The organism is Brevundimonas sp. DC300-4 (genome assembly GCF_049897365.1).
Lineage (GTDB): Bacteria > Pseudomonadota > Alphaproteobacteria > Caulobacterales > Caulobacteraceae > Brevundimonas.
The window spans coordinates 71398-97080 of sequence record NZ_JAFCWC010000007.1 but is presented as its reverse complement, the minus strand read 5'-3'; the positions used below and the strand labels follow the sequence as shown (position 1 = coordinate 97080).

Below are 25683 nucleotides of genomic sequence, written 5' to 3'. Positions count from 1 at the left end.
GATGATCCTGTTCCGCAACCTGTTCCTCGCCCTTTCCGCCCTGGCCCTCGCCTCGTGCGGGGGGTCGAAGGCGGTCGTCAACGGCGACATGGCCTTGGGCGCAGCCGAAGGCGCCAAGGTCACGGTTGTCGAGTACGCCTCGCCCACCTGCCCCCACTGCGCCCTGTGGCAGCAGAATACCTGGCCGGCATTCAAGGCCGCCTATGTCGACACCAACAAGGTCCGCTACGTCTTCCGAGAACTGCCGACGCCGCCGGCCGAGGTCGCCGCAGCCGGCTTCCTGCTGGCCCGCTGCGCCGGACCGGACAAGTATTTCGACGTCATCCACGCCATCATGGAGAGCCAGACGGAATGGCGCACGGGGACCAACCCGCGCGACAGCCTGATCCGAATCGCCGGCGGCGTGGGCATTGACGAGGCGGCGTTCACCCGTTGCGTGACCAATCCCGAGGGGATCGCCGCGCTCGAGGCCCGGGTGAAGGCCGCGACGGACGCCGGCGTGATCAACACGCCGACCTTCTTCGTGAATGGAAGACAGGTCTCGTCGCCCGGCGGCGAAGGCACGGTCATGGCCGACCTGGCGCCGGCCATCGAAGCCGAGTTGGCCAAATGATCCGTTCGCTGGTCCTGATGCTGGCGCTGGTCGCCACCCCGATGGCGGCGTCCGCCCAGGCTGCGGCCGCTCCGCCTGCGGTGACGAGCGCCGACCGGGTGCTGGGTCGCGCCGACGCGCCGGTGACGGTGATCGAATACGCCTCGTTCATCTGCTCGCACTGCGCCCACTGGCACACGACCGTCCTGCCGGGCTTCAAGGCGCGGTTCATCGACACCGGCCAGGTGCGGCTGGTGTTCCGCAACCTACCGACCGCACCGGCCCAGGTGGCGGCGCGCGCCGCCGGCATCGCCCGCTGCGCGGCTCCGGCCCGGTTCTACGCGGTGGCCTCGTCCTTCATGACCGGTCAGGCCGCGATCATCGACGGCGCGCCGCTGGCCGACTGGTACGCCGCAGGGGTCGCCGCCAGCGGCCGGACCCAGGCCGAGATCGACGCCTGCCTGGCCGATCCGGCGACGCTGAACGGCATCCGCGCCGAGATCGCGGGCGCCACGGCTGCCGGGGTCCAGGGCACGCCGAGCTTCTTCGTCAACGGCCGCGCCGTGTCGGACACCTCGCTGGACGGTCTGTCCGCTGCGATCCGGCCCCTGCTGCCCCGCAGCTGACGAAGGCATGCAGTTCCAGCGCCTCCGGCTCGTCGGCTTCAAGTCGTTCGTCGACCCGGCGGAGGTCTGGATCGAGCCGGGTCTGACGGGGATCGTGGGACCGAACGGCTGCGGCAAGTCTAACGTGCTGGAGAGCATGCGCTGGGTCATGGGCGCGAACTCGGCCAAGGCCATGCGCGGCACGGGCATGGACGACGTGATCTTCTCCGGGGCCTCGAACCGCCCGCCCCGGAACCACGCCGAAGTCCAGCTGACCATCGACAACGCCCAGCGGAAGGCGCCCCAGCCCTTCACCGACAGCGCCATCATCGAGGTGTCGCGCCGGATCGACCGGGGCCAGGGCTCGACCTATCGCATCAACGGCAAGGAGGTGCGGGCGCGGGACGTCCAGCTGCTGTTCGCCGATGCCTCGACGGGGGCGAACTCTCCGGCCTTGGTGCGTCAGGGGCAGATCAGCGAGCTGATCGCGGCCAAGCCGCAGAACCGACGGCGGATCCTCGAGGAGGCCGGCGGGGTGGCGGGCCTGCATACCCGACGGCACGAGGCGGAGCTGAGGCTCAAGGCGGCCGAGACCAATCTGGAGCGGCTGGACGACATCGGGCGCGAGCTTGAGACAGCTCTGACGCGGCTGAAGCGCGAGGCGCGGCAGGCGGAGAAGTACAAGAAGATCTCGGCCGAGATCAGGGCCCTGCAGGCGGCCCTGCTGTTCGTGCGCTGGAACGACGCGCGGCTGGCGGCGGAGGCGGCGGCGTCGGAACTGGCGGCGGCGGACCGGGCGGTCGCCGAGGCGACGGCGGCGGCGGCCAGGGCCCAGACGGCGGCCCTGTCGGCGCAGGAAAGCTTGAAGCCGGCGCGGGAAGAGGATGCGGTGGCGGCGGCCCTGCTGCACCGCGCCTCGCTGGAGCGCGACCGGCTGGACATGGCCGAGCAGTCGGCGCGGGCCGAGGTCGACCGTCTCACTGCCGAAGCGCAGCGGATCGCCAACGACACCGAACGCGAGATCGCCATGGCGGGCGACGCCGAGGGCGAACTGGCGCGGCTGGGGTCCGAGCTGGAGGTGCTGACAGCCGAGATCGCCGCGGCGCCCGGGCGCGGGCCGGAGCTGGAGCGGGCGCTGGAGGCGGCGGAAGAGGCCCGTCGCGCAGCCGATGCCGAGGTCGAACGGCTGGCGGGCTCGCTCGCGGCGGTCGAGGCGCGCGCGAATGCCGAGACGGCGCGGAAACGCGACGCCGAGGCGCGGGTGGCTCGGGCGGTCGCGGCCCTGGACGGCGCCAGGCGGGAGCGCGAGGCGCTGGGGCCGCTGGAGACGCCGGAACTGGCCGCCGCGCGCGAGGCGCTGGAGACGGCGACGGCCGCGCTGACCGGGGCGCGGGCGGGTGTGGAAGCCGCCGAGGCCGATCGGGCGGAACGCGCGCGGGCCGAGCAGGAGGCGCGGACGACGGCGCGGGCGGCCGAGGATCGGCTGGGGCGGTTGCAGACCGAGGCGCGGGGGCTGGCGTCGCTGCTGCTCTCGGGGCGGCGGGACCATCCGCCGGCGCTGGATCAGGTCGGGGCGGACAAGGGATATGAGGCCGCTCTGGCGGCGGCGCTGGGCGACGACCTGGACGCGGCGCTGGATGCGAAGGCGGCGGCCTATTGGGGCGGGGCGAACGTGCCAGCACCCGTCTGGCCGGCAGGAATCGAGCCGTTGGCCAATCATGTGAGGGCGCCCGAGGCGCTGGCGGCGCGGCTGGCCCTGTGCGGGGTCGCGGCGAAGGCTGAGGCCGCAGGGCTGGCAAAGTCGCTGCCGGTCGGGGCGCGACTGGTGACGCGGGAGGGCGACCTCTATCGTTGGGACGGGTTCGTCAGCCGGGCCGATGCGCCGAGACCGGCGGCCGTGCGGATGGCCCAGCGCACGCGGCTGGCCGAACTGGAAGCGGACATCGATGCTGGCAAGCCGGCGCTGGAGACGGCGCAGGCAGCTTTGAAGGCGGCCACCGAGGCCTTCCGGGCTTCGGAAGAGGCGGTCAAGGCGGCGCGGCTGCTGCCCTTCGCGGCCGACAAGGCCGTGACCACGGCGCGGGACGCGGTGCAGCGGCTGACCAATGAACAGGCCCGGCGCGAGGCGCGGGCGACGGCGCTGGACGAGACGCTGGAACGGCTGGCGGTCGAGCATGAGGCGGCGGAGGCGGCGCTGGCCGAGGCGCTGGCGACCGACGCGCCATCCGAGACGCTGTCGGGACTGAAGGCCGAGCTGGCGACGGCGCGCACGGCGGCGGATGCGGCGCGTGGCGCTGCGGCCGGGGCGCGGGCGGACCGGGATGCAGAAGCGCGGGACCGGGCCGGACGCGAGCAGCGGCTGGGCTCCCTGACGCGGGAGCGCGACAGCTGGGCGGCGCGGGCCAGGGATTCGACGGCGCGGATCATGGTGCTGGAGGGCGACACGGGCAAGACGGCCGCGTTGCTGTTGCAGGCCGAACGGGCGCCGGAAGCCTTGGCTGCACAGCGATCGAAGCTGAAGGACATGCTGACCTCAGCCGAGACGCGGCGGAAGACGGCGGCGGATAGGCTGGCGGTGGCCGAAGGCGAGGCCGGCGATGCGGACCGGGCCAGCCGCGCGGCTGATGCGACGGCGGCGAGCGCGCGCGAGGCCCGGGCCGGTCTGGCGGCGCGGTCGGAGGCGGCGGCCGAACGGCTGCTGGACGCCGCGAACAACGTCCGCGAGACGGCGCAGATGTCGCCGGAAGACCTGGGACAGAAATTGACCGACGACGCCATCGCCCGGCCGCCGGACGCGGCGGGGGCGGAGAGCCTGCTGTTCGGTCTCGAGCGCGAGCGGGAGATGCTCGGCGCGGTCAATCTCCTGGCCGAGGACGAGGCCGAGGAGTACGGCGAGCGGCTGCAGACCATGCGGCTGGAGCGGTCGGACCTGACCGGCGCCATTGCCAAACTGCGCGACGGCATTGACGAACTGAACGCCGAAGGGCGTGAGCGGCTGGTAGCGGCGTTCGACGTCATCAACGACAACTTCAAGAGCCTGTTCGAAGCGCTGTTCGGCGGCGGCCAGGCGGAGCTGAAACTGGTCGAGTCCGACGATCCGCTGGAGGCCGGACTGGAGATCTTCGCCTGTCCGCCCGGCAAGCGGCTGTCGGTCATGAGTTTGATGTCGGGCGGAGAGCAGGCCCTGACGGCGGCGGCGCTGATCTTTGCGGTCTTTCTGGCCAATCCGGCGCCGGTCTGCGTGCTGGACGAGGTGGATGCGCCGCTGGACGACGCCAACGTGGATCGCTTCTGCCGGATGCTGAACGAGATGCGGAACCGGACGGACACGCGGTTCATCGTCATCACCCACAATCCGGTGACCATGAGCCGGATGGATCGGCTGTACGGCGTGACCATGCCCGAGCGCGGGGTGTCGCAGCTGGTCAGCGTCGACCTGACCCAGGCCGAGACGCTGGTCGCGTGATCCAGGCCGCTGCGTCTCTCCCGCCCGAGGCGCATGCGCTGGTCCTGACCGGGGTCGGTCGATTCGTCGTGTTCGCGGACGCGGCCACGATCCGGCGGGAGCCGGACGGGGTGCGGATGCGGTCGCTGCAGGTCGTGGAGGAGGACTTCACGGTCGGGACGACACGGTATCTGGGTGGCTGGTCCTGGTGGCGGTTCGGCTGTGATGCCGGGACGGCGGACCGGCTGGACTTCGCCTCGGTGGCGGTCGGCGGAGCCGAGGGACCGAGCACGCCGGAAGGGCAGCCGGCCTATCCGGCGGCGCCGGGCGGGGATGCGGCAGAGTTGCTGGCAGTGGCCTGTGGGACTGTGGAGCAGAAGGTCGTGGCGACGACGGTGGAGGCTGCGGTGCGGATCGGGCGAGAGGCGATGGCGGAATAGCCTCCCTCTCCCGGCGGGAGAGGGCTTGAGCGTCTGAGAGCCGTCAGGCGATCAGACTTGCGCGAAAGGGTGAGGGTCGTGCCTCACCGGTCAGCACCCGACCCTCACCCTTTCGGCCAAGTCGCATCGCTTTGCTCTGCGGGCCTCAAGCCCTCTCCCACCGGGAGAGGGAAGTTGAGCCGATCCTGCGGCAGGGCCTCCGGGCACTGGTCCCGCATGAAGGCCAGCATCTTCTCCCTGATCTCGCAGCGCAGGTCGAAGGCCACCGGTGCCGAGCGCGCGCTGGCAAGGCAGCGGACCTGGGCGACACGGTCGGTGATGTCGGTGACCTGGAGGTTGACGATGTCGCCGTCCCACAGCGGCGACGCCTTGCAGATGCGTTCCAGCTCGGCGCGGAGGCGGTCCATCGGGGCCTCGTAGTCGACGTAGAGCATGGCCGTGCCGATCAGGCGTGACGTCTCTCGGGTCCAGTTCTGGAACGGCTTCTCGATGAAATAGCTGAGCGGCAGGATCATCCGCCGCCAGTCCCACAGCTTGATCACGACATAGGTGGAGGTGATTTCCTCGACCGTGCCCCACTCCCCTTCCACGATGACGGCGTCGTCGATGCGGATGGGCTGGGCGGTGGCGATCTGGATGCCGGCGATCAGGTTGGTCAGATAGGGCTGCAGCGCGAGGCCGGCGATGATGCCGACCACGCCGGCGGAGGCCAGCAGCGAGACGCCCCACTGACGCACGGCCCCGATGGTCATCAGGGCCAGGGCCACAGTGATCAGACCGATGAGGATGACAGCAGCGCGTTGCAGGATGCGCGTCTGGGTGACGTGCTTGCGTGCGACCAGGTTGTCCTCGGTCTGCATGTTGAACTGACGGAGATGGACGACGGCCCACATGTCGACGGCGCCGGCGACGATCCAGCCGAGGACGAGGATGGTCAGGAACAGGATGACGGCGCGGACGCTCTGGGACGGCTCCGGGTCCAGTGGCGAGACGGTGATCGAGAAGCCGATGGCGATCAGGATAATCAGGATGCGCAGTTTCTTGCGGACCCGTTCGAGCACCCCGCGCCAGTACAGGTCACGGTTCTTCACGACGCGACGAAGAATGGAGAAGACGATGCGGTGGATGATCCAGCCAGCGCCGACGAAGACGGTCACCACGATGGCGACCACGAGCCACTCCGGGAGCCAGTAGAACTGGCGCCACAGGGTGACGATCTGGCGGGTCAGGTTGGTGATTTCGGGGGGCATAGACGCAAACAGCGTGTCAACGGCGTCTTCTGTTCCCACCGGCGGCAGGGCCGCGCCGGTCATCCGGCCGTAGCCTCGGCGAGATCCGCGAGGCGTTGGGCCGCGTCGGGTATGGCCACGGAGCGGGCCGCGGCGCTCATGGAGGCAAGGCGCGCGGGGTCAGCGAGGACGCCCGCGACAGCGGCCGCCATGGCGGCGACGGTGACGTCGTCCTCGAGGATCACCTCGGCGGCGCCGACGTCGGTCAGCAGTTTGGCGTTGAGACGCTGGTGGTCGTCGGTGGCGATCGTCAGCGGGATCAGGATCGACGGCATGGCCGCGACGGCCAGCTCGGCGCAGGTCGAGGCGCCGGCACGGCCGACGACCAGGTGGGCGGCGGACAGGCGGGAGGCCATGTCGCGGAAGAAGGGGGCGACCTCGGCCTCGATGCCGGCATCGAGGTAGATCTGGCGCGAGGTCTCCAGGGTCTCGGGGCGGGACTGCTGCTGAACCTTGAGGCGGCGTTTGATCGCGTCCGGCAAGGTCGCCAGCGCGCGGGGGGTGGTCTCGGAAAGAAGGCGGGCACCCTGGCTGCCGCCCGTGACGAGGATGCGGATGGGACCGTCGCCCGGAGGCGCCCAGGTGCGGTCGAACAGGGCGCGGATGTCGGCGCGGACCGGGGCGCCGACGACCTGGGCGCGGGCCTTCACGGCCGGCGAGGCGCGCTCCAGCGTCGGGAAGGACGAGGCCACGGCGCGGACGTGGGGGGCGAGGGCGCGGTTGGTGCGGCCGAGGACGGCGTTCTGTTCGTGGATCAGGGTCGGGCGCTTCTGCAGGATAGCGGCGACCAGGGCGGGGGCGGACGGATAGCCGCCGAAGCCGACGACGACCTGGGCGTCCAGCCGGTTGAAGGCGGTCTGGGCCTGACCAATGCCGCGCACGATGGCGACGCCGGCCTTGATCAGGCCGATCGGACCGGAGCCGGTGGCGGCGTCGAGGGCGAGGCGCTCCTCGGCCGGGAAGGCCTGGGCGTACTGTTCGCCGCGATGGTCGGTGGCCAGGACAACGCGCCAGCCGCGCGCGGCCATCTCGCGGGCCAAGGCCTCGGCCGGGAACATGTGGCCGCCGGTTCCGCCGGCGGCGACGACGCAGAGCTTGGTCATGTCGATGGCTTAGCCGACGCGTTGGCGATCGTCATCCTCTCCCTCCCCCGAGTGGGAGGGAGAGGATTGCTACGGCATCAACAACCGACGCGGCCGCTGGAGGCTGGCCCCCGGCTCGTAGGCTCCAGGGCGTTTCCGCGTCAACGCCAGGGCGAAGCCCATGGTCAGGCCCATGGCCATCATGGACGAGCCGCCATAGCTGATGAAGGGAAGCGTCATCCCCTTGGTCGGGATCAGGTTCAGGTTCACCGCGACATTGATCGACGCCTGCAGGCCGATCAGCATGAACAGGCCGGCAGCCGCCGTCTGTTCGAATGGATCGTTCAGCTTCATCGCCCGGCCCATGCCGCGGAAGACGATGAAGGCGTAGAGGCCGATCATGACGAGGCTGAGGACCAGTCCGAACTCCTCGGCGCCGACGGAATAGATGAAGTCGGTGTGCAGGTCGGGGACGGAGCGTTTCATGACCCCCTCGCCCACGCCGCGCCCGACCAGGCCGCCGGCGCGGATGGCCTCGGAGGCGCGGTCGATCTGGTGGGTGTCCTCGACGCCGGGCGAGACGAACTTGGCGACGCGCGCCTGGACGTGGGGGAAGAGCAGATAGATGGCGGTCATGCCGGCGACGAACATCCCGCCGAGAACCGCGACCCAGCGCAGGGGTACGCCGGCCATGAAGAAGACGGCCATGAAGGTGGTGGTGATCAGAAGCGTCTGGCCGATGTCCGGCTGGATCAGCAGCAGGGCTACGGTCACAACGTAGAAGCCGAAGGCGATGGAGACGCCGGGAACGCCCTGCCCCTTCTGGCCTTCGGCGAACATCCAGGCGGCGAAGACGATCAGGCTGGGCTTGGCGAACTCGGAGGGCTGGAGGCTGAACGGGCCGAGGTTCACCCAGCGCGCCGCGCCCTTCACCGTGTCGCCGATGAAGGGCAGCATGGCCATGACGACAATGGCGCCGAGCAGGCCGAGGACCGCGATCCGTCGCACGCCTCGGGGCGACAGCAGCGACATGGTCAGCATCAGGCCGATGCCGCCGCTGGCCCAGACGATCATGCGCCAGGAATAGTGGAAGGGGTCGGTGATCGACTCATCGGCCAGGATGGCGGCCGGGGACGAGGCGAACGACAGCATGACGCCCAGGCCCATGAGGGCGAGCGCCGCGCCGAGCAGGCCGCGATCCACCGTCCAGAACCACTGGGCGATCGGGCTCTGGTCGTTGCGCGAAAACGGATGGGAATAGACGGCCTGGGTCATGGTTTCTCAACCATGAACGGAAGGGGTAGCTCCGAGGTTAAGAACGGCGGCCCGGAACGCTTCTCCGCGCGCCTCGAAGTCGGGGAACTGGTCGAAGCTGGCGCAGGCTGGGCTGAGGAGGACGACGGGGTCGCCGCCGGCTCTCGCGGCGTCCTCGGACGCGAGGGCGACAGCCGCGGCCATATCCCTGGCGATGACGTGGGGCGTGTCGCCGAGGGTCGATGCGAAATCCTTCGCCGCTTCGCCGATCAGATAGGCCTTGGCCACGCGCGGGAAGAGGTCGGCCAGTTCGGCGATGCCGCCATCCTTGGCTCGCCCGCCGGCGATCCAGAAGGAGCTCGGATAGGACATCAGGGCCTGACGGGCGGCGTCGGCGTTGGTAGCCTTGGAGTCGTTGACGAAGCGCACGGCACAGAGATGGCCGACCGTCTCCATCCGATGGGCGAGGCCGGGGAAGGTCATCAGGCCTTCGACGGCGGTGTCGTGCGACACGCCGATGGCGCGAGCGGCGGCATAGGCGAAGGCGGCGTTCTGGGCATTATGGCGGCCGGGCAGCGAGCGGGCGGGGGCGAGGTCGGCGATGGCGACGCCGTCGGCGACGAGCTTGCCGTTGGTCGCATCGACGATGATGAACCGGCCCGCGTCAAAGGCGGCGACCTGATCGGGCAGGCGGGCGGCGAGGTCGGCGACGGGGACTGCGCCGGTCGGGTCGATGAACTCGGGCGGAGTGCGGGTGGTGATGGTCGAGACCCGCAGGCGGCGGTCGTTGAGGGCGTTGACGGTCTTCCAGCCCCAGTCGTCGTCGACGCCGATCAGGGCGACTTTGTCGGACGACATGACCTGGAACAGCCGGGTCTTGGCCGCGACATAGCCCTCCATACCGCCGTGGCGGTCGAGGTGGTCGGGGCTGATGTTGGTCAGGATGGCGACGTCGGGGGCGAAGGAAGTGGTCAGGTCGAGCTGGTAGCTGGAGACCTCGATGACATAGGCCTGGACCTCGGCGGGAGGCGGCAGGGCCAGGACGCCGATGCCGATATTGCCGCCGACGGCGATCTTCATGCCTGCCTGCTTGAGCACCCAGCCGATCAGGGCGGTGGTGGTGGACTTGCCGTTGGTGCCGGTGATGGCGATCACCTTCGGCCGCAGGGAGGCCGGGGTGGCGGCGAGCGCGCGGGCGAACAGTTCGATGTCGCCGATGACGGGGATGCCGGCGGCTTTCGCCTTGTCGACGGTCCAGTGAGGCTTCGGGTGGGTCAGGGGCGCGCCGGGCGACAGGACGAGGGCCGCGAAGTCTGACCAGTCCGCAGCAGTCAGGTCCTCGACCTCGAACCCTTCGGCCTCGGCCTGCATGCGGCCGGAGACGCCGTCGTCCCACAGGATGGGCTCTGCGCCGCCGGCCTTGAGGGCGCGGGCGGCGGTGATGCCCGAGCGGCCGAGGCCGAACACCGCGACGCGACGGCCTTCGAAGCCGGGAACCGGGGTCATGCTTCCCTCTCCCGGTGGGAGAGGGCTTGAGCGCCCGAGAGCCGCAGGCGATCGGACTTGCGCGAAAGGGTGAGGGTTCGACCTCGCCTCATTCGCACCATCCGCCCCTCACCCTTTCGGCTTGCGGAGCGCTGCGCTCTCCGAGCCTCAAGCCCTCTCCAAACGGGAGAGGGAGCAGCAATGCGCGCCCTCACCGGAGTTTCAGCGTGCTGAGCCCCACCAGCGCCAGCATGGCGGCGACGATCCAGAAGCGGATGACGACGGTCGATTCCGGCCAGCCCATCTTCTCGAAATGGTGGTGGATCGGGGCCATAAGGAAGATCCGCTTCTTGGTAGCCTTGAAATAGGCGACCTGGATCATGACCGAGGCGGCCTCGATGACGAACAGGCCGCCGACGATGCCCAGGACCAGCTCGTGCTTGGTGGCGACGGCGATCGAGCCGAGCGCGCCGCCCAGGGCCAGGGACCCCGTGTCGCCCATGAAGATCTTGGCCGGCGGGGCGTTGTACCAGAGGAAGCCCACGCCGCCGCCGATGATGGCGGCGCAGAAGATGGCCAGCTCGCCCGAGCCCGGCACGTGGTGGACGCCCAGATACTCCGAGAAGATGAAGTTGCCGACGAGGTAGGAGATGATCCCGAAGGCCGCCGCCGACATCATCACCGGCACGATCGCGAGGCCGTCGAGGCCGTCGGTCAGGTTCACCGCATTGGAGAAGCCGACCATCGTGAAAGCGGCGAAGGCGACGTAGAACCAGCCGACGTTGAGCAGCACGTCCTTGAAGAATGGGAAGGCGATCGAGGTCTCGAGACCCGGCGAGGTGGGCGAGCGCCACATCCACAGGACGACGCAGACGCCCGCGATCACCGAGACGACGACCTGGGCCAGCAGCTTCTGTTTCGAGGTCAGGCCGGCCGAGGTCTGTTTCGTCACCTTGGCGTAGTCGTCGACGAAGCCCAGCACGCCGAAGGCCGCCGTCACGCCGGAGACGATCCAGATATAGGGGTTGGTCAGGTCGCCCCACAGGAAGACGGCGATGGCGATGCCCGCAAGGATCATCAGTCCGCCCATCGTGGGCGTGCCGACCTTGGAAAGGTGCGAAACCGGCCCGTCGGCGCGGATCGGCTGACCCTTGCCCTGTTTGACCCGCATGAAGGAGATGAACCGGCTGCCCATCGCCACCGCGACGATCATGGCCGTGGCCATGGCCAGGGCGACGCGCACGGTCTGGTACTGAACCAGGTTCAGCAGCGGATACTCGTTCGCGACGTCGGCGTAGTAGAGATAAAGCAGATAGAACATTGTTTTTGGCCCCTGTCGGGTCGCGCGCGGCGCTACCCTACTGGAGGGGCGCCTCCCCTGTGGATGTGTCTAGCCGCGCCAGCGCCGCCGCGACAAGCGACGCTTTCGACCCGTTCGAGCCTTTGACCATGACGATGTCGGTCGGCCCGACCAGATCGGCGGCCTGGGCCGCGAGATCGGCGGCGCTTTCGGCCCACACGCCGCGACGGGCGGGCGGCAGGGCGTCATAGAGGTGGCGCATCTCCGACCCTGCGGCATGGACGATATCGAGGCCCGCCTGATCGATCGGGGCGGCAAGGCCGGCGTGAAGCGCTTCGGACTGGTCGCCGAGTTCCAGCATGTCGGTCAGGACCACGATGCGACGGCCGCCCTGCGCTATGGGCTTGGCGCCCAGCGAGCGGAAACCGGCCGTCATCGACAGCGGATTGGCGTTGTAGCTCTCGTCGATCAGGGTGAAGCCGCCGCCGGGGATGCGGACTGTGCGGGTCTCGCCCCGGCCCTTCAGCGGTTCGAAATCAGCCAGGGCGGCGAGCGCCGTCTCGACCGGCACATCAAGCGCGTCGAGCATCAGGATGACCGCCAGGCTGTTGAGGCCCCAGTGGAAGCCCGACTGTTTCAGCGGGAAGACGTGGCTGCGGCCGTAGATTTCGGCGGTGACGACGGCGCCGAGGGGATTGGGGGTGAAGTCGATCAGGCGGGCGTCGTGGGCGGGCTCGGAGCCGAACGCAGCCACCCGGGCGCCGACATGCAGCGCCGCCTGACGCAGCATCGGCTCCCAGACGTTGTCACCGTTGATGACCGCCAGACCGCCTGGGCCTAGGCCCTGGAAGATGGCGGCCTTTTCGCGGGCAACCCCGGCTTCGCCGTCGGCGAAGGCCTCGATGTGGACCGGGCCGACGGTGGTGACGCAAGCGGCATGCGGCTGGACCATTCGGGCCAGGGGCGCGATCTCGCCGGGCGCGTTCATGCCCATCTCGAACACGGCGCGTTCGACCGAGGGGTGCATGCGGGCGAGCGTCAGGGGCACGCCGATGTGGTTATTGTAGCTCTTGATCGAGGCGTGGGCCGGACCAGCCAGATCGAGGCCGGCCTTGATCGCCTGGGTCACGCTGGTCTTGCCGACGCTGCCGGTGACGGCGCCGCGACGGACATGAGGAGCGCGGTCGCGGGCGGCGGCGCCCAGGGCCTCGAGCGCGTGCAGAGTGTCGGGTACGACGATGCAGGGACCGCCATCGACCGGGTGTTCGACGAGCGCGCCCGAGGCTCCGGCGGCGAAGGCCGAGGCGGCGAAGGCGTGGCCGTCGCGTGCGCCCTTCAGCGCGAGGAACAGCTCGCCCTGCCCGATCTCGCGGCTGTTATAGGTCAGGCCGTTGGCGGCGAAATCTCCGCCTTCGAGCCGCCCGCCGGTGGCCGTTGCGATGTCGGTCGCCGTCCAGAGAGGCGGGATCGTGTCAGGGTGAGAACTCATTCGCAGGTAGGCGCCAACAAGAGTTTTTCTTTCCGCTCATCCCTGCGAAAGCGGGGACCCAGTCCTTTGGGCGATGACTGACACCGAGACCGCACCACCGTAAAGCCCAAACACCGCGCCACACTTAAGAACTGGGACCCCGCTTTCGCGGGGATGAGCGGAACTAGGTGTGTTTCAGGGCCTCGGCGAGTTCGGTGGCGTCGTCGAAGGGATGAGTCGTCCCGCCCACGATCTGACCCTGTTCATGCCCTTTTCCGGCGACGACGACCACATCTCCGTCGCCCATCATGGCCGTGGCCTCGCGGATGGCGGCGCGGCGGTCGCCGATCTCCATTGCGTCAGGGCAACCCGCGCGGACCTCGGCCCGGATGACGGCGGGGTCCTCGGACCGGGGATTGTCGTCGGTGACGATGGCGACGTCGGCGAGGCGACCGGCGATCTCGCCCATCAGGGGACGCTTGCCCTTATCGCGGTCGCCCCCGGCGCCGAAGACGACGATCAGGCGGCCGGTCGCGTGGGGACGAAGCGCCTTGAGCACGGTCTCGAGTCCGTCGGGCGTGTGGGCGTAGTCGACGTAGGCCTCGCCCCCTCTCACGCTAGCCGGCCCGCCCGAGACGCGCTGCAGCCGGCCAGCCGCGCCGGTGATCTTTTCAAGGGCGTGCAACACTCTAGCGGCATCCTCGCCGGCGGCGATGCACAGGCCAGCCGCGACCAGGGCGTTGGAGGCCTGGAAGGCGCCGGCCAGCGGCAGCAGGACGTCGTGGCGGTCGCCGCGCACGTCGAGGATCAGGCGCTGGCCCTCTGGCACGGCGCGACGTTCGATCAGCGACAGGTCCCTGCCCCGCTCGCCGACACCCATGACACCGAGGCCGGACATGATCGAGGCGGCGGCGAAGGCGTTGTAGGCATCGGAATCGGCGTTCAGGACGGCAGTGCGGCCGCGCGGCAGCAGGGTCTCGAACAGGCGCATCTTGGCGGCGCGATAGGCCTCCATGTCGCCGTGATAGTCGAGGTGGTCCTGGGTCAGGTTGGTGAAGGCGGCGGCGTTCAGCGTCACGCCGTCGAGGCGGCGCTGGTCGATGCCGTGGGACGAGGCTTCGAGCGCCAGGTGGGTCACGCCGCCCTCGGCCAGGGTGGCCAGAAGGCGGGCGGCGTCGCCGGCGTCCGGGCTGGTCAGGCCGGGCGGGGTCAGGATCTCGGTGGTCGCACCGACCTGGGCGACGACGCCCAGGGTGCCCATGCTGGCAGCCTTGATGCCAAGGGCGGCCCAGATCTGACGGCAGAAGGCGGCGACCGAGGTCTTGCCGTTGGTGCCGGTGACAGCGACGCAGGTGGCGGGTTGAGCGCCATAGAAGCCGCGTGCCGCGAGCGCATAGGCGCGGCGGACGTCACCGGAACGGACCAGCAGGGGCGCCATGCCCTCCGGCGTGTCCTGGGGTGCGAGGACGGCGGCCGCGCCTTGCGACAGGGCTTGGGGGATGAAGGCGCGGCCGTCGGCGGCGCTGCCCGGCAAGGCCACGAACAGGGAGCCGGGCGCTACCTTGCGGCTATCGGCCGTCACGCCCGTGATCATCGGGTCGGTCGCGACGTCGCGGCGCAACAGGTCGGAGAGGCGAACGGCGCTCATCGAGCAACCTCGGCCGCGACGGGCGGATCGATGCGGCGCTGGAGGCCGAGGAAGCCGGCGATGCGGTCTGCCACCCGACCGACGACGGGGGCGGCAATAGCCCCGCCAAGGCGCGACCCCTGGCTGGGCTCGTCGATCAGGACGAAGATGACGTAGCGCTGCGCATCCTCCGGGCCGTCGGCCGGGAAGACGGCGGCGAACGAGCCGACGCCGTGGCTGGCGTCATAGCGGCCGTTGACCAGCTTGTTGGCCGAGCCGGTCTTGCCGCCGACGCGCAGCCCCGTCGCGTCGGCCTGACCGCCCGAACCGCGCAGGACGTTGGCGCGCATCAACTGACGGATGGCGGCGGAGGTCTCGACGCTGACCACGCGATGGCCTTCCGAACCCGCGCCGCCGCGGCGCAGCGATAGCGGACGATAAATCCCGCCATTGACCAGGGCGACCGTAGCCGCCGTCATCTGCAGCGGGGTGATCATGATGCCGTAGCCGAACGACATGGAGGCGCGGGTCGTATCGCTCCAGTCCTGCGGACGGCGTGGACGGGCGCTCTCGCGCAGCTCGATCGGGGCAGCGTCGAGCAGGCCCAGTTTGGTGAAATAGGAGCGCATCGTGTCGGCGCCCATTTCGACGGCCAGGCGCGAGGTGCCGATGTTGGAGGAGTGCAGATAGACCTCCTCCAGCGACAGGATCTTGTTGGTCGCGTGGAAGTCCGAGATGCGGCGGTTGCCGATCATATAGGCCTGGGACGCGTCGATCATGGTGTCGAGATCGGCCAGGCCTGTGTCGATGGCGGTGGCGACGGTGAAGGTCTTGAACACCGATCCCATCTCGTAGTGGGCCGAGGTGACGCGGTTCAGGGCGGCGTCGTCGGAGGCCTGGCCCCGGCGGTTGGCGTCGTAGGTCGGCCAGCTGGCCATGCCGAGGATCTCGCCGGTCCGGGCGTCGGCGACGACCCCGACCGCGCCCTTGGCGCAGGCTTCCTCAGCGGTGGCCGCCAGCTCGTTCTCGAGCACGCCCTGAACGCGAAGGTCGATGGACAGGGCGAAATCCGCGCCCGCCACGCCCGCCTGGCGGATGGCATCATTGAAGGCCAGTTCGGCGCCGGAGACGCCCTGACCGCCGGTATCGGCGGCGCCGATCAGGTGAGCGGCGGAGCTGTTCAATGGATAGACGCGGCGATCCTCGGGCTCGAACGAGAGACCTCCCAGGGCCAGGGCATGCACCGCCTGGCGCTCGGCCGGGGTCAGGCCGGGCTGGGCGATCAGGCGACGGTCGCCGGCCAGGACGCGGCGCAGGCGGGTCGCCGAGATCCCCGGCAGGGCGCGGCGGATCTGGCGGAAGGCGGCGTCCTTGTCCCAGACCTCGGACGGATCGATGTAGAGGCCGTAGTGGGTGATGTTGGTGGCTAGCAGGGCCCCGTTGCGGTCGGTCAGGTCCGCACGCTGCAGGGCGCCCGCGACGTGGGCGGCGCCGGACCCGCCCCTGGGCGCCAGCAAGGCCGCGCGGGCAGCGCCCAGTGCCAGCAGACTGAACACCGCGACGAAGACCATGCGGATCAGGAAGATGCGGACGCGGGTGTCCTCCTCTGGCCGGGCGTCGGCGCGCGCGCGTTCGAAGGCGTGTTCGATAAACCAGACCGCCTCGCCCATCCAGCGCAGCCAGGGCGAGACGGTCGAGGTCAGAGGGCGGCTGGCGCCGGGAGCCGGACGGTAGGCGCGGGGATCCTGAACCGTCATCGGCCAGCCTCCGCGACGGTGGCGGCGTCAGCGGGGGGGGCCGGCGCGTCCCCGGCGGGTCCGGCGACGGCCGGAGCGGGAGCGGCCGGTACGGGCGCGACGACCGGGACGTGGACCGGCTTCAGGGTTGGCAGGGCATTCTCTTCGACCTGCCGCTCGGCCTTGACCGGAGCCAGGGCGGCGCCGCGTGACAGGGTCTCCAGACGGCCAGGCTGTTCCAGCCGCGCAGCCTCGGCGCGGAGAAGGCGGACACGCTGGGAGTTCTCGGCGATCTGGCGTTCCAGCTGGCCAATGGCGGCGCTTTCGCGGGCGGCGGCGGCCTTGGCGACATAGACCGAGAAGACCATGGCGGCGACGCACATGACGCCGACGATCTCGATCCAGCGGATGCCGCGGATCTTCCAGTCGAACAGGCGCTGGACTGGATTGCGGTTCATGCAGCCGCCTTCCAGGCCGGAGCCTCGGTCCGGACGGCGGCGCGCAGCTTGGCCGAGCGCGAGCGCGGATTGGCGGCCAGTTCGGCCTGGCCCGCCTCGCGCGCGCCTTTGAACTGGAGCGTGAAGCTGGGCTTGCGGGTCTCGATGGCGACCGGGGCGTGACGCGATCCGCCGGGCGCATTGCCGCTGCGCTCGGTCAGGAAGGCCTTCACGATCCGGTCTTCCAGCGAATGGAAGGTCACGACGGCCAGACGCCCGCCCGGCGACAGGGTGCGTTCGGCGGCCTCCAGCCCCTTGATCAGCTCGCCCAGCTCATCGTTGACGGCGATGCGCAGGGCCTGGAAGGTGCGGGTCGCCGGATGGGTCGGGGCGCCGCGACGGCCGCCCAGCGCCTTCTCGACGACGTCGGCGAGATCAAGAGTGCGGGCGAAGGGCACGGTCACACGGCGGCGCAGGATGGCGGTGGCGATACGGCCGGACTGACGCTCGTCGCCATATTGTTTGAGGATGTGGGCCAGGGGGCCGTGGTCCCAGCCGTTGACGATGTCGGCGGCGCTCTCGCCCTCGCTCGACATCCGCATGTCCAGCGGGCCGTCACGCATGAAGGAAAAGCCGCGCTCGGCCTCGTCCAGCTGCATCGAGGAGACGCCGATGTCGAAGACGGCCCCATCGAGCTTCGTCTCACCGGTTTCAGCAAAGGCGTCGGCGAGGCCCGAGAAGGCAGAGCGGATCAGCTGGAATTTGCCGGGGAAGTCGTTGGCGACGGCGTCGGCGTGACGCTGGACCGTCGGGTCGCGGTCCAGAGCGATGACCCGGGCGCCGGTGGCGAGGATCGCGCGGGTGTAGCCGCCGGCGCCGAAGGTCGCATCGATGATCACATCGCCCGACTTCGGGGCCAGGGCCTCGATGACTTCATCCAGCAGGACGGGGGCGTGCGGGCCGGTCACGTGTCGTTGCCCGGCATGCGGCGGCGAGCGACCTCGCCACGTTCGCGCATGGCCTTCCTCGCCAGCTCGCGGCGCTCGTCCTTGCGGGCGTTCCAGCGGGCGCGATCCCAGATCTGGAAGCGGGGGCCGAGACCGACGATGACCACATCCTCGCCGAGGCCCGCTTCCTGGCACAGGCTTTCCGGCAGGGTAATGCGGCCGCCGCCGTCAAAGGCGAGCTGTTTCTGGCCGCCGTAGACGGTCTCTTCCAGGGCTGTGCGCCAGTCATCGCCGAACGGCAGGGCCTCGATCATGGCGACGTACTCGGCCATCAGCTTGTCGCCGCCGGCCTCGAGGCAGTCTGACTCGACCGAGAAGAAGCAGAAGACGCCCAGGTCGGCGCCGTTTTCGGAGGTGCGGAACTCCTGCGGGATCAGGAGACGGCGCTTGCCATCCAGCTGCTTCTCACTGGTTCCGAGAAACACGCCCGTCCCAATCGAGCCTGTCGGCCCGCCCCTGAGTTCATCCCCGCGCCTGAATCGCCGGCGCCGCCAATCCCCGCATAGTTGTTATGGGATAGCATGGGATGAACTGGGTCTCAATGGGAATGGTTGACGGTATTTAACCAAGTTGCCGATGTTGCAGGATCGCGACAGCACAAATCAGAACATACATAGAACATGACAAGTATTAACAGGCTGGGGATTGTGTGCCGTGGTTTGGTCCCAGGGGTTAATGGGACGAGGCCAGAACCCCTCCGTCACGGCACGAAGATGCGCCGCGCCACCTCCCCATCCGCCAAGCGGCGGACAGGGATGAGACTGCCCTCATCGGGCCAAAGCAGCGAGCGACCGCGTCGCGACCGGTAGCCCCCAACAGGGATCAAAATGCCAGACGGCCTGTAAGCCGGGTTCTGTTCCGCCCGAAAGCGGTGACGATCATTCCTCTGGACCGCCCATCGCTGGACGGTTCTCGCGACCTACCCGGACGCCTCGGGCGGTGAACCCTGCGACCGAAGTCGCGCGACGTCCCTATTCGGTCTTGCTCCAGGCGGGGCTTGCCATGCCGTCGCTGTTACCAGCAACGCGGTGGGCTCTTACCCCACCCTTTCACCCTTACCCGCGCCGAAACGCAGGAGGTTTGCTTTCTGTGGCGCTGTCCCTCGGGTCGCCCCGGGCGGGCATTACCCGCCGCCTTTTCACCGTGGAGCCCGGACTTTCCTCGACGGGAGCAAGTCCCGCCGCGACCGCCCGGCCGTCTGGCGGGGGTTCAGTGCGCGCTCAGGCCGCGAAGGTCAACGCCGGGCGTCAGTTCAGCACGCCGGTCACACTCTCGGCCGTCGCCAGCTGCAGCACGCCCATCAGCGTCACGCGGGTCTCGCCGTCGGCGATGCCGTCGACCTTCGACGGACGCCAGTGGCGTTGGAAGGCCTCGACAGTGATGCGGGTCTCGTCGGTGTATTTGCCGTCTGGCAGAGGCTCGTAGCCCAGGCGGTGCAGTCCGGCCTGCAGGACGTGGACGCCGAGGCCTTCGTCGCCGATCGTCAGGGGCGGGCCAAGGGCGGCGATGCGCTCGGGGGCGGGTTCGAACCACAGGCCCTGGCGATGAGCGGCGAGGGTCTTCCACGGGAAGCGTTCGCCGGGATCCTGTTTGCGGGCCGGCGCGACGTCGGAGTGGCCGAGGATGCGGGCGTCCTCGATGGCCCAGCGCGTGCGGATCTGGTCGATCAGTTCGATGACCGAGGCGACCTGGGCATCTGGAAAATCGCGATAGCCAAACTCATGGCCCTGATTGACGATCTCGATGCCGATGGAGACGGCGTTGATGTCGGTCTCGCCCTTCCACCAGGACTTGCCGGCGTGCCAGGCGCGGCGCTCCTCGGGCACGAGGCGAAGGACTGCCCCGTCCTCATCGACGACGTAGTGGGCCGAGACCCTGGCCTCGGGGTCGCGCAGGCGCGCCACGGCGGCCTCGGCGGTCTGCATGCCGGTGTAGTGGAGCAGGACCATGTCGGGCGGACCGCGACGCTGGTCGAAATTGGGCGACGGCGCCTCGGCGATGGTTCGCATGGGCTAGCGCCGATGCTTAGCGATGGGGACGTTCCCCCCCGTAGGCGACCCAGGTTTCGCCGACCTTCTCAGCCTCGATCACATCGTCATTGCGGCGGGCGCGGACGGTCACGCGACGACGGGCCCGCATGGCCAGTCCGGCAAAAAAGATCAGGATACTGGCGCAGAGGGCGATCACGGCGACAGCGGCGGCCGTGAAGACGGCCAGCAGCGCCCCTACGGTCAAAGCCGCCACGGTCGCGATCAGGCCGCACAGCCACATGATCGGCGCGAGCAGGCCCTGGGGCCGACGGCGATTCTGAAAACCGAGGGTGGCGAACGGATCCTGCGTCATCTCTATTCCTTGTCGAGCGTCCCGCAGAACGCCTGAACACCAATGTCGGTCCACAGAGGCGAACCGTCAATGACCGGCCGCTTCACAGGCGAGTGTTAATCGCCGCACCCTGACGGGGGAGAGGGCTCGAAGCGAAGCGCAGAGATGGAGGGGGCTGGCCCCAGACTCCTGCGCGTGAGGTTTGCCCCCTCCACCACTTCGTGGTCCCCCTCCCGATGGGGGAGGATTTACAGAGGCTGGTCCGCGAGGACCGAGGCCCCCTGCCCACGCATCCGCTCGGTTTCGACGCGCGACAGGACGGCCTGTGCGCGCGGGTCGGCCATGACGCCGCCGAGGGCGACGAGGGTCCGGGCGGCTTCGGACTGGACGCCAAAGGCCGACGACAGCGCTTCCCACGGCGACTGGGGCGTGGGGAAGCGTTTGAAGCGGACCGACTGCGACTCGGGAATCCCGGCCAATTCCCTCGCCTTGCCGATGGCCTCGGTCAGGCCGCCCAGTTGGTCGACGAGGCCCAGGGTCTTGCCCTGGGCGCCCGTCCAGACGCGGCCGCGAGCGATTTCGCGCACGCGGGCGATCGGGATGCGGCGGCCGGTGGAAACCCGCTGGACGAACTCCTCGTAGGTGCGGTCCATCGAGGCGGAGAAGGCCGCACGCTGCGATTCGGAGAAGCCAGACGAGGGGCTGAAGGCGTCGGAGTATTCGCCGCCGACCGACAGGCCGCGCAGGTCGACGCCGAAGCGGCCGAGCGCCTCGGACACTACGAACTTGCCGCCGAAGACGCCGATCGAACCCGTCAGGGTCGAGGGCTGGGCCACGATCCAGTTCGCTTCCGACGAAATCCAGTAGCCTCCCGAGGCCGCATAGTCGCCCATCGAGACCACGACCGGCTTGCCCGCCGCCTTGGCCGCGCGGACGGCGGCCAGGATCTGTTCAGAGGCCTCCGGCGAGCCCCCAGGCGAGGAGACGCGGAATACGATGGCCTTCACCGACCGGTCCTCGATGGCTTCGTAGATAGCCTCGGCCGTAACGTCGGAATGGATCGAGGATCCGCCGCCGAAGCCACCGCTTCCGCCCGTCCCGGTCACGATCGCGCCCTCACCGCCAACGATGGCGATGGCGTCGCGGCCGGAGCCCATGCGCTCGCCCTGGGACGAAGCGTAGTCGGAGAATTCGATGATGTCGGCGCCCTTGCCCGCGCGACGCCTGGCCTCGGCCTCGGCCTCCTCGACCTGACCGATCTTGTCGATCAGCTTCAGCTGGAGCGCCTGGGTTGCGGAATAGGGGCCGGCTTCGATCGTGGTCTTCAGCGCCGGCGCCTCGACCTTGCGGTCGACGGCGGCGTTGGCCAGGGCGGAGTCGTAAATCGATGTCATCCAGGCTGTCATCGCCTCGCGGTGGGGGCCGGTGTAGTCGGACTGGGTGAACTCGTTGACGGCGTTCTTGTACTCGTAGCGCTGCTCGAACTCGGCGCGGACGCCGTAGCGTTCAAAGGCGCGCCCCAGGAAGATGCTGTCGGCCGAAAAACCCGTCGCCTGGAAGTTGGCGGTGTTCTGCATCCACAGCTCGGAGGCGGCGGCGCCGACCATATAGCTGGAGATTACCGTGCCGACGGGCATGAAGCCCTGGGAGTGGGCTATGACAGGCTTGCCCGAAGCGCGGAAGCGACGGACGGCCTGACGGATCTCGTCGGCGGCGGCGGGAGCGAGGCCCGCTTCCGGCAAGCGGATCAGCAGAACTTTGACGTGGGTGTCCTTTTCCGCCTGGGCCAGGGTGTCGACAATGCCGACGACGGACAGGCCCGAGCCCCCGAAGGCGGCGAAGGGATTGGTCGAGACCTGGTCGGAGAGGCCTTCGCGCAGGTCCAGCTCGAGGACCGCGTTGGCGGGCGTGGCCGGCTCGCTCGACGAGGCCGCAGCCGCGATGATCAGCACGATCGGCAGAACGACGAGGAACAGGATCAGGCCGGTGAAGACACCAAGCACCGTCAGGAAGAATTGTTTCATGGGCGAGGGAGCGTCCGGTCCGGCGGCCAAGGTCGGCCTGAGCCTGAACATAGGGACCGCGGCGTTGCGGTCAAATGAACGTGGTGCAACGGGGGAATCCGTCAGAGGAGCTCCGTTCGCAATCGCAGCATTGCGATTGATGGCGGGCCGGGAAATCCCTATATCAGCGACCTGCGAGCGGGGGCCTATGCCCCGCGTCATGACTGGACCGCACCTCCCATGCTGGTCACCCTGATGAAGGCCAAGCTGCACCGCGCGACGGTGACCCAGGCCGATCTCGACTACGAAGGCTCCATCGCCATTGACGGCGACCTGCTGGATGCCGCCGGCATCTTCCCGCACGAGCAGGTCGATGTGCTGAACATCACCAACGGCGCCCGCTTCACGACCTATGCGATCGAGGCCCCCCGCGGGTCGAAGGTCATCGGCGTCAACGGCGCCGCCGCGCGCCTGGTGCAGAAGAACGACAAGATCATCGTGGTGACCTATGGCCAACTGCCTGCCGAAGAAGCGCGCCAGTGGTCGCCGACCGTCGTGCTGCTGGACGAGGGCAATGTGGTGAAGGCGGCGGCTTAAGGCGCCGAAATTTCCCTCCCCGGCCGGGGAGGGTCGTCGCGAAGCGACGGGGTGGGAACGGCGGGCGATCCAGAGACAGATCGGAGGGCCTTGCCGCCCCCACCCGGTCTTCGCTGCGCTCCGACCACCCTCCCCCAGGTGGGAGGGATAAGCCTTTACGCCCGCACTGCGCCTCTGGCCGTCGCCACACCCAGCGCCTTCAGCGCCGATGCCGCGATGTGCTCCGCGTCCAGTCCCGCCGCGGCGTACTGCGCCGCCGGGCTGTCCTGGTCCTGGAAGACGTCGGGCAGGTGCAACGTCCGTATCTTAAGGCCCCCATCCAGGGCGCCCGCCCCGGCCAGATACTGAAGCACGAAGGCCCCGAAGCCGCCCATCGCCCCTTCCTCCACCGTGATCAGCGCCTCGTGCTCGCGCGCCAGGCGGGTGATCAGGTCGTGGTCGAGGGGCTTGGCGAAGCGGGCGTCGGCGACGGTGGCCGAAATGCCGTGGGTGGCCAGCAGGTCGGCCGCCTTGAGCGATTCCTGCAGGCGTGTGCCGAAGGACAGGATGGCGACAGCTGTGCCCTCGCGGACGATCCGGCCGCGACCGATCTCCAGCGGGGCGGACAGTTCGGGAATTTCCACGCCGACGCCGTCGCCGCGCGGATAGCGGAAGGCGGACGGACGGTCGTCGATCTCGCAGGCTGTCGCGATCATGGCGGCGAGGTCGGCCTCGTCCGCCGCGGCCATCAGCACCATGCCCGGAAGCGCGCCCATATAGCCGATGTCGAAACTGCCCGCGTGGGTGCAGCCGTCGGCGCCGACCAGACCGGCGCGGTCCATGGCGAAACGGACCGGCAGCTTCTGGATCGCCACGTCGTGGACGACCTGATCGTAGCCGCGCTGAAGGAAGGTCGAATAGATGGCGCAGAACGGCTTCATCCCGTCGGCGGCGAGGCCCGCGGCGAAGGTGACCGCATGCTGCTCGGCGATTCCGACGTCATAGGTGCGGTCCGGGAAGGCCTGGCCGAACAGGTCGAGGCCGGTGCCCGACGGCATGGCGGCAGTGATGGCGACGATCGCAGGATCGCGTGCGGCTCGCTTGATCAGTTCGGCGCCGAACACCTTGGTGTAGCTGGGAGCGTTGGACACGGACTTGTTCTGCTTGCCCGAGACCACGTCAAACTTGACCACCGCATGCAGCTTGTCGGCGCTGCTTTCGGCCGGGGCGTAGCCCTTGCCCTTCTGTGTCACGACGTGGACCAGGACCGGGCGGTCAGTGATGGCGGCGGCGTTCTTCAGGATCGGAACGAGGTTGTCCATGTCGTGCCCGTCGACCGGGCCGATGTAGTAGAAGCCGAGCTCCTCGAAGAAGGTGCCGCCGACAATCATGCCGCGCGCATATTCTTCGGCCTTGCGCGCCGCATTGCGGAACGGGCGTGGCATGTGTTCGGCGACCTTCTTGCCGAACTCGCGCAGGTTCCTGTAGGCGCCGCCAGAAACCTGTTTGGCGAGATAGGCGCTCATCCCGCCGACCGGAGGGGCGATCGACATGTCGTTGTCGTTGAGGATGACGGTCAACTGGCCGGTCGTCTCGGCCGCGTTGTTCATCGCCTCGTAGGCCATGCCTGCAGACATGGAGCCGTCGCCGATGACGGCCACGACCTTGTTCTTCTCGCCCTTCTGGTCGCGGGCGGCGCAGAAGCCGAGGGCGGCGCTGATCGAGGTGGAGGCGTGGGCCGCACCGAACGGGTCGTATTCGCTCTCGCTGCGCTTGGTAAAGCCGCTGAGGCCGCCGGGCTGGCGGAGGGTGCGGATGCGGTCGCGGCGGCCGGTCAGGATCTTGTGCGGATAGCACTGGTGACCGACGTCCCAGATCAGGATGTCCTTCGGCGTCTCGAACACATGGTGCAGGGCGACGGTCAGCTCGACCACGCCGAGGCCGGCGCCGAGGTGACCGCCGGTCGTGGAGACCGCGTCGATCGTCTCGGCCCGCAGCTCGTCTGCCAGCTGACGCAACTGCGCAGCGTCGAAGCCGCGCATGTCAGCGGGAGTGTGGACCTTGTCGAGCAGGGGGGTGTCAGACATCAATAACTCTAACGCGCGTCAAGACCGACGGTTTAGCACGAAGTCCACGCTCGCCTTGAGATTTTCGGCGTCGGAACCGAACACGTCGAGGTGGCTGCGGGCCTGATCGGCGAGGTGCGCGACGCGATGTCGCGCCGCGTCGACGCCCAGCAGGGTGACGAAATTGGTCTTGCCCTGGGCGGCGTCCTTGCCATTGGCGGCCTTGCCCAGGATGTCCTCGTCGCCGTCTACGTCCAGCAGGTCGTCGACGATCTGATACGCCAGGCCGATGTCGTGGGCGAAGCTGGTCAGGGCCTGGCACTGGTTGTCGCGCGCGCCGGCGATGATCAGCGGGATCTCAAAGGCGTAGGTGAACAGGGCGCCGGTCTTCAGCCGCTGCATCCGGGCGACGCCGCCCAGGTCGTCGCGGACTCCGAGCAGGTCGATCATCTGGCCGCCCGCCATGCCGCGTGCGCCGGAGGCCAGCGACAGCCGGGCCGCGAGGGCGCAGCGGATGGCGGCGTCCTCATGGGTGTCGGGGTGCAGGATGATGTCGAAGGCGGCGGTCTGGAGCGCGTCGCCAGCGAGAATGGCCGTCGCCTCGTCATAGGCGATGTGCAGCGTCGGCCGGCCACGACGCATGTCGTCGTTGTCCATCGCCGGCAGGTCGTCGTGGACCAGCGAATAGGCGTGGACGCATTCCAGGGCGCAGGCGGCGCGCAGCACTGGACGCTCCTCGATGTCGAACAGCCGGGCCGCCTCCATCGCAAAATAGGGACGCAGCCGCTTGCCGGGCCCGAGCGCCGCATAGCGCATGGCCTCGGTCAGGCGGGACTCCGGCCCGTCGGCGCGGGGCAGAAGTTCGTCCAGCGCCACGGTGACGAGGTCGGCGACCTCGGCGACACGGTCGATGACCGACTGTTCCGGAGAGTTGGCGGCGTGGGGTTTC

The 25683-nt window shown here is 69.2% G+C and carries 21 protein-coding genes and 1 other RNA gene; 5 read left to right on the top strand and 17 right to left on the bottom strand.

All coding sequences use genetic code 11. The annotated features are described in order from the left end of the window. The first annotated feature begins 1 nt into the window (after position 1). The 4 genes from ACP7AZ_RS12430 to ACP7AZ_RS12415 are packed head-to-tail and all read left to right on the top strand — an operon-like array spanning position 2 to position 5082. A complete protein-coding gene (locus tag ACP7AZ_RS12430) occupies positions 2-613 on the top strand; it encodes a DsbA family protein (RefSeq protein WP_426038954.1) in 612 nt (203 codons plus the stop codon). Next, on the top strand, positions 610-1218 hold the full coding sequence (locus ACP7AZ_RS12425) for a thioredoxin domain-containing protein (protein WP_426038953.1): 609 nt from the start codon (positions 610-612) through the stop codon (positions 1216-1218). Before ACP7AZ_RS12430 ends, ACP7AZ_RS12425 begins: the two co-directional genes overlap by 4 nt. 7 nt (positions 1219-1225) lie before the next feature. Beyond that, positions 1226-4663, top strand: coding sequence for a chromosome segregation protein SMC (gene smc, locus ACP7AZ_RS12420; RefSeq protein WP_426038952.1), 3438 nt, complete (start codon positions 1226-1228; stop codon positions 4661-4663). Next, positions 4660-5082 carry a hypothetical protein gene (locus ACP7AZ_RS12415; protein WP_426038951.1) on the top strand — a complete coding sequence of 141 codons (423 nt, stop codon included), beginning with the start codon at positions 4660-4662 and terminating at the stop codon, positions 5080-5082. Before smc ends, ACP7AZ_RS12415 begins: the two co-directional genes overlap by 4 nt. Before the next feature lie 104 nt (positions 5083-5186). Here the strand turns inward: ACP7AZ_RS12415 and ACP7AZ_RS12410 are convergent, their stop codons facing one another. The 15 genes from ACP7AZ_RS12410 to sppA form a co-directional block, all read right to left on the bottom strand. After that, positions 5187-6332 (bottom strand): mechanosensitive ion channel family protein, encoded by a 1146-nt coding sequence (locus ACP7AZ_RS12410; RefSeq protein WP_426038950.1) that lies wholly within the window; start codon positions 6330-6332, stop codon positions 5187-5189. Between the two features lie 59 nt (positions 6333-6391). Then, the gene (gene murG, locus ACP7AZ_RS12405) at positions 6392-7474 is read right to left on the bottom strand and encodes an undecaprenyldiphospho-muramoylpentapeptide beta-N-acetylglucosaminyltransferase (protein ID WP_426038949.1); all 1083 of its coding nucleotides are present in this window, start codon (positions 7472-7474) and stop codon (positions 6392-6394) included. A 69-nt stretch (positions 7475-7543) separates the two neighbouring features. Further along, positions 7544-8728 carry a peptidoglycan glycosyltransferase FtsW gene (locus ACP7AZ_RS12400; RefSeq protein ID WP_426038948.1) on the bottom strand — a complete coding sequence of 395 codons (1185 nt, stop codon included), beginning with the start codon at positions 8726-8728 and terminating at the stop codon, positions 7544-7546. A gap of 6 nt (positions 8729-8734) precedes the next feature. Next, complete coding sequence (murD, locus tag ACP7AZ_RS12395; protein ID WP_426038947.1) at positions 8735-10213, bottom strand: UDP-N-acetylmuramoyl-L-alanine--D-glutamate ligase; 1479 nt, start codon at positions 10211-10213, stop codon at positions 8735-8737. A gap of 190 nt (positions 10214-10403) precedes the next feature. Further along, the gene (mraY, locus tag ACP7AZ_RS12390) at positions 10404-11513 is read right to left on the bottom strand and encodes a phospho-N-acetylmuramoyl-pentapeptide-transferase (protein WP_426038946.1); all 1110 of its coding nucleotides are present in this window, start codon (positions 11511-11513) and stop codon (positions 10404-10406) included. 37 nt (positions 11514-11550) lie between these two features. Beyond that, positions 11551-12981 (bottom strand): UDP-N-acetylmuramoyl-tripeptide--D-alanyl-D-alanine ligase, encoded by a 1431-nt coding sequence (locus ACP7AZ_RS12385; protein ID WP_426038945.1) that lies wholly within the window; start codon positions 12979-12981, stop codon positions 11551-11553. A gap of 163 nt (positions 12982-13144) precedes the next feature. Next, positions 13145-14608 carry a UDP-N-acetylmuramoyl-L-alanyl-D-glutamate--2,6-diaminopimelate ligase gene (locus tag ACP7AZ_RS12380; protein ID WP_426038944.1) on the bottom strand — a complete coding sequence of 488 codons (1464 nt, stop codon included), beginning with the start codon at positions 14606-14608 and terminating at the stop codon, positions 13145-13147. Continuing rightward, on the bottom strand, positions 14605-16257 hold the full coding sequence (locus ACP7AZ_RS12375; protein WP_426038991.1) for a peptidoglycan D,D-transpeptidase FtsI family protein: 1653 nt from the start codon (positions 16255-16257) through the stop codon (positions 14605-14607). The genes ACP7AZ_RS12380 and ACP7AZ_RS12375 overlap by 4 nt, the downstream gene beginning before the upstream one ends. An 83-nt stretch (positions 16258-16340) precedes the next feature. After that, complete coding sequence (ftsL, locus tag ACP7AZ_RS12370; protein WP_426038943.1) at positions 16341-16781, bottom strand: cell division protein FtsL; 441 nt, start codon at positions 16779-16781, stop codon at positions 16341-16343. Continuing rightward, on the bottom strand, positions 16778-17728 hold the full coding sequence (gene rsmH / locus ACP7AZ_RS12365) for a 16S rRNA (cytosine(1402)-N(4))-methyltransferase RsmH (protein ID WP_426038942.1): 951 nt from the start codon (positions 17726-17728) through the stop codon (positions 16778-16780). The genes ftsL and rsmH overlap by 4 nt, the downstream gene beginning before the upstream one ends. After that, the gene (locus ACP7AZ_RS12360; protein WP_426038941.1) at positions 17725-18192 is read right to left on the bottom strand and encodes a division/cell wall cluster transcriptional repressor MraZ; all 468 of its coding nucleotides are present in this window, start codon (positions 18190-18192) and stop codon (positions 17725-17727) included. Before ACP7AZ_RS12360 ends, rsmH begins: the two co-directional genes overlap by 4 nt. 401 nt (positions 18193-18593) lie before the next feature. Continuing rightward, an RNA gene (gene rnpB / locus ACP7AZ_RS12355) (RNase P RNA component class A) lies at positions 18594-18969 on the bottom strand. 45 nt (positions 18970-19014) lie between these two features. Further along, positions 19015-19776 (bottom strand): peptidoglycan recognition protein family protein, encoded by a 762-nt coding sequence (locus ACP7AZ_RS12350; protein WP_426038940.1) that lies wholly within the window; start codon positions 19774-19776, stop codon positions 19015-19017. 16 nt (positions 19777-19792) lie between these two features. Beyond that, positions 19793-20110 (bottom strand): hypothetical protein, encoded by a 318-nt coding sequence (locus ACP7AZ_RS12345; RefSeq protein ID WP_426038939.1) that lies wholly within the window; start codon positions 20108-20110, stop codon positions 19793-19795. 227 nt (positions 20111-20337) lie between these two features. Then, complete coding sequence (sppA, locus tag ACP7AZ_RS12340; RefSeq protein ID WP_426038938.1) at positions 20338-22113, bottom strand: signal peptide peptidase SppA; 1776 nt, start codon at positions 22111-22113, stop codon at positions 20338-20340. Positions 22114-22332: 219 nt separating this feature from the next. On the opposite strand from sppA, the gene panD reads away from it, so the two are divergent. After that, positions 22333-22689 (top strand): aspartate 1-decarboxylase, encoded by a 357-nt coding sequence (gene panD, locus ACP7AZ_RS12335; RefSeq protein WP_426038937.1) that lies wholly within the window; start codon positions 22333-22335, stop codon positions 22687-22689. Between the two features lie 155 nt (positions 22690-22844). On the opposite strand, the gene dxs is transcribed toward panD, so the two are convergent. Together dxs and ACP7AZ_RS12325 are read right to left on the bottom strand one after the other, a co-directional pair. After that, entirely contained in the window at positions 22845-24758 is a 1914-nt protein-coding gene (gene dxs / locus ACP7AZ_RS12330) for a 1-deoxy-D-xylulose-5-phosphate synthase (RefSeq protein ID WP_426038936.1), read from the bottom strand. 15 nt (positions 24759-24773) lie between these two features. Continuing rightward, positions 24774-25646: a polyprenyl synthetase family protein gene (locus ACP7AZ_RS12325; RefSeq protein WP_303696368.1), complete on the bottom strand. Its 873-nt coding sequence runs from the start codon at positions 25644-25646 to the stop codon at positions 24774-24776. Positions 25647-25683 lie beyond the last annotated feature (37 nt).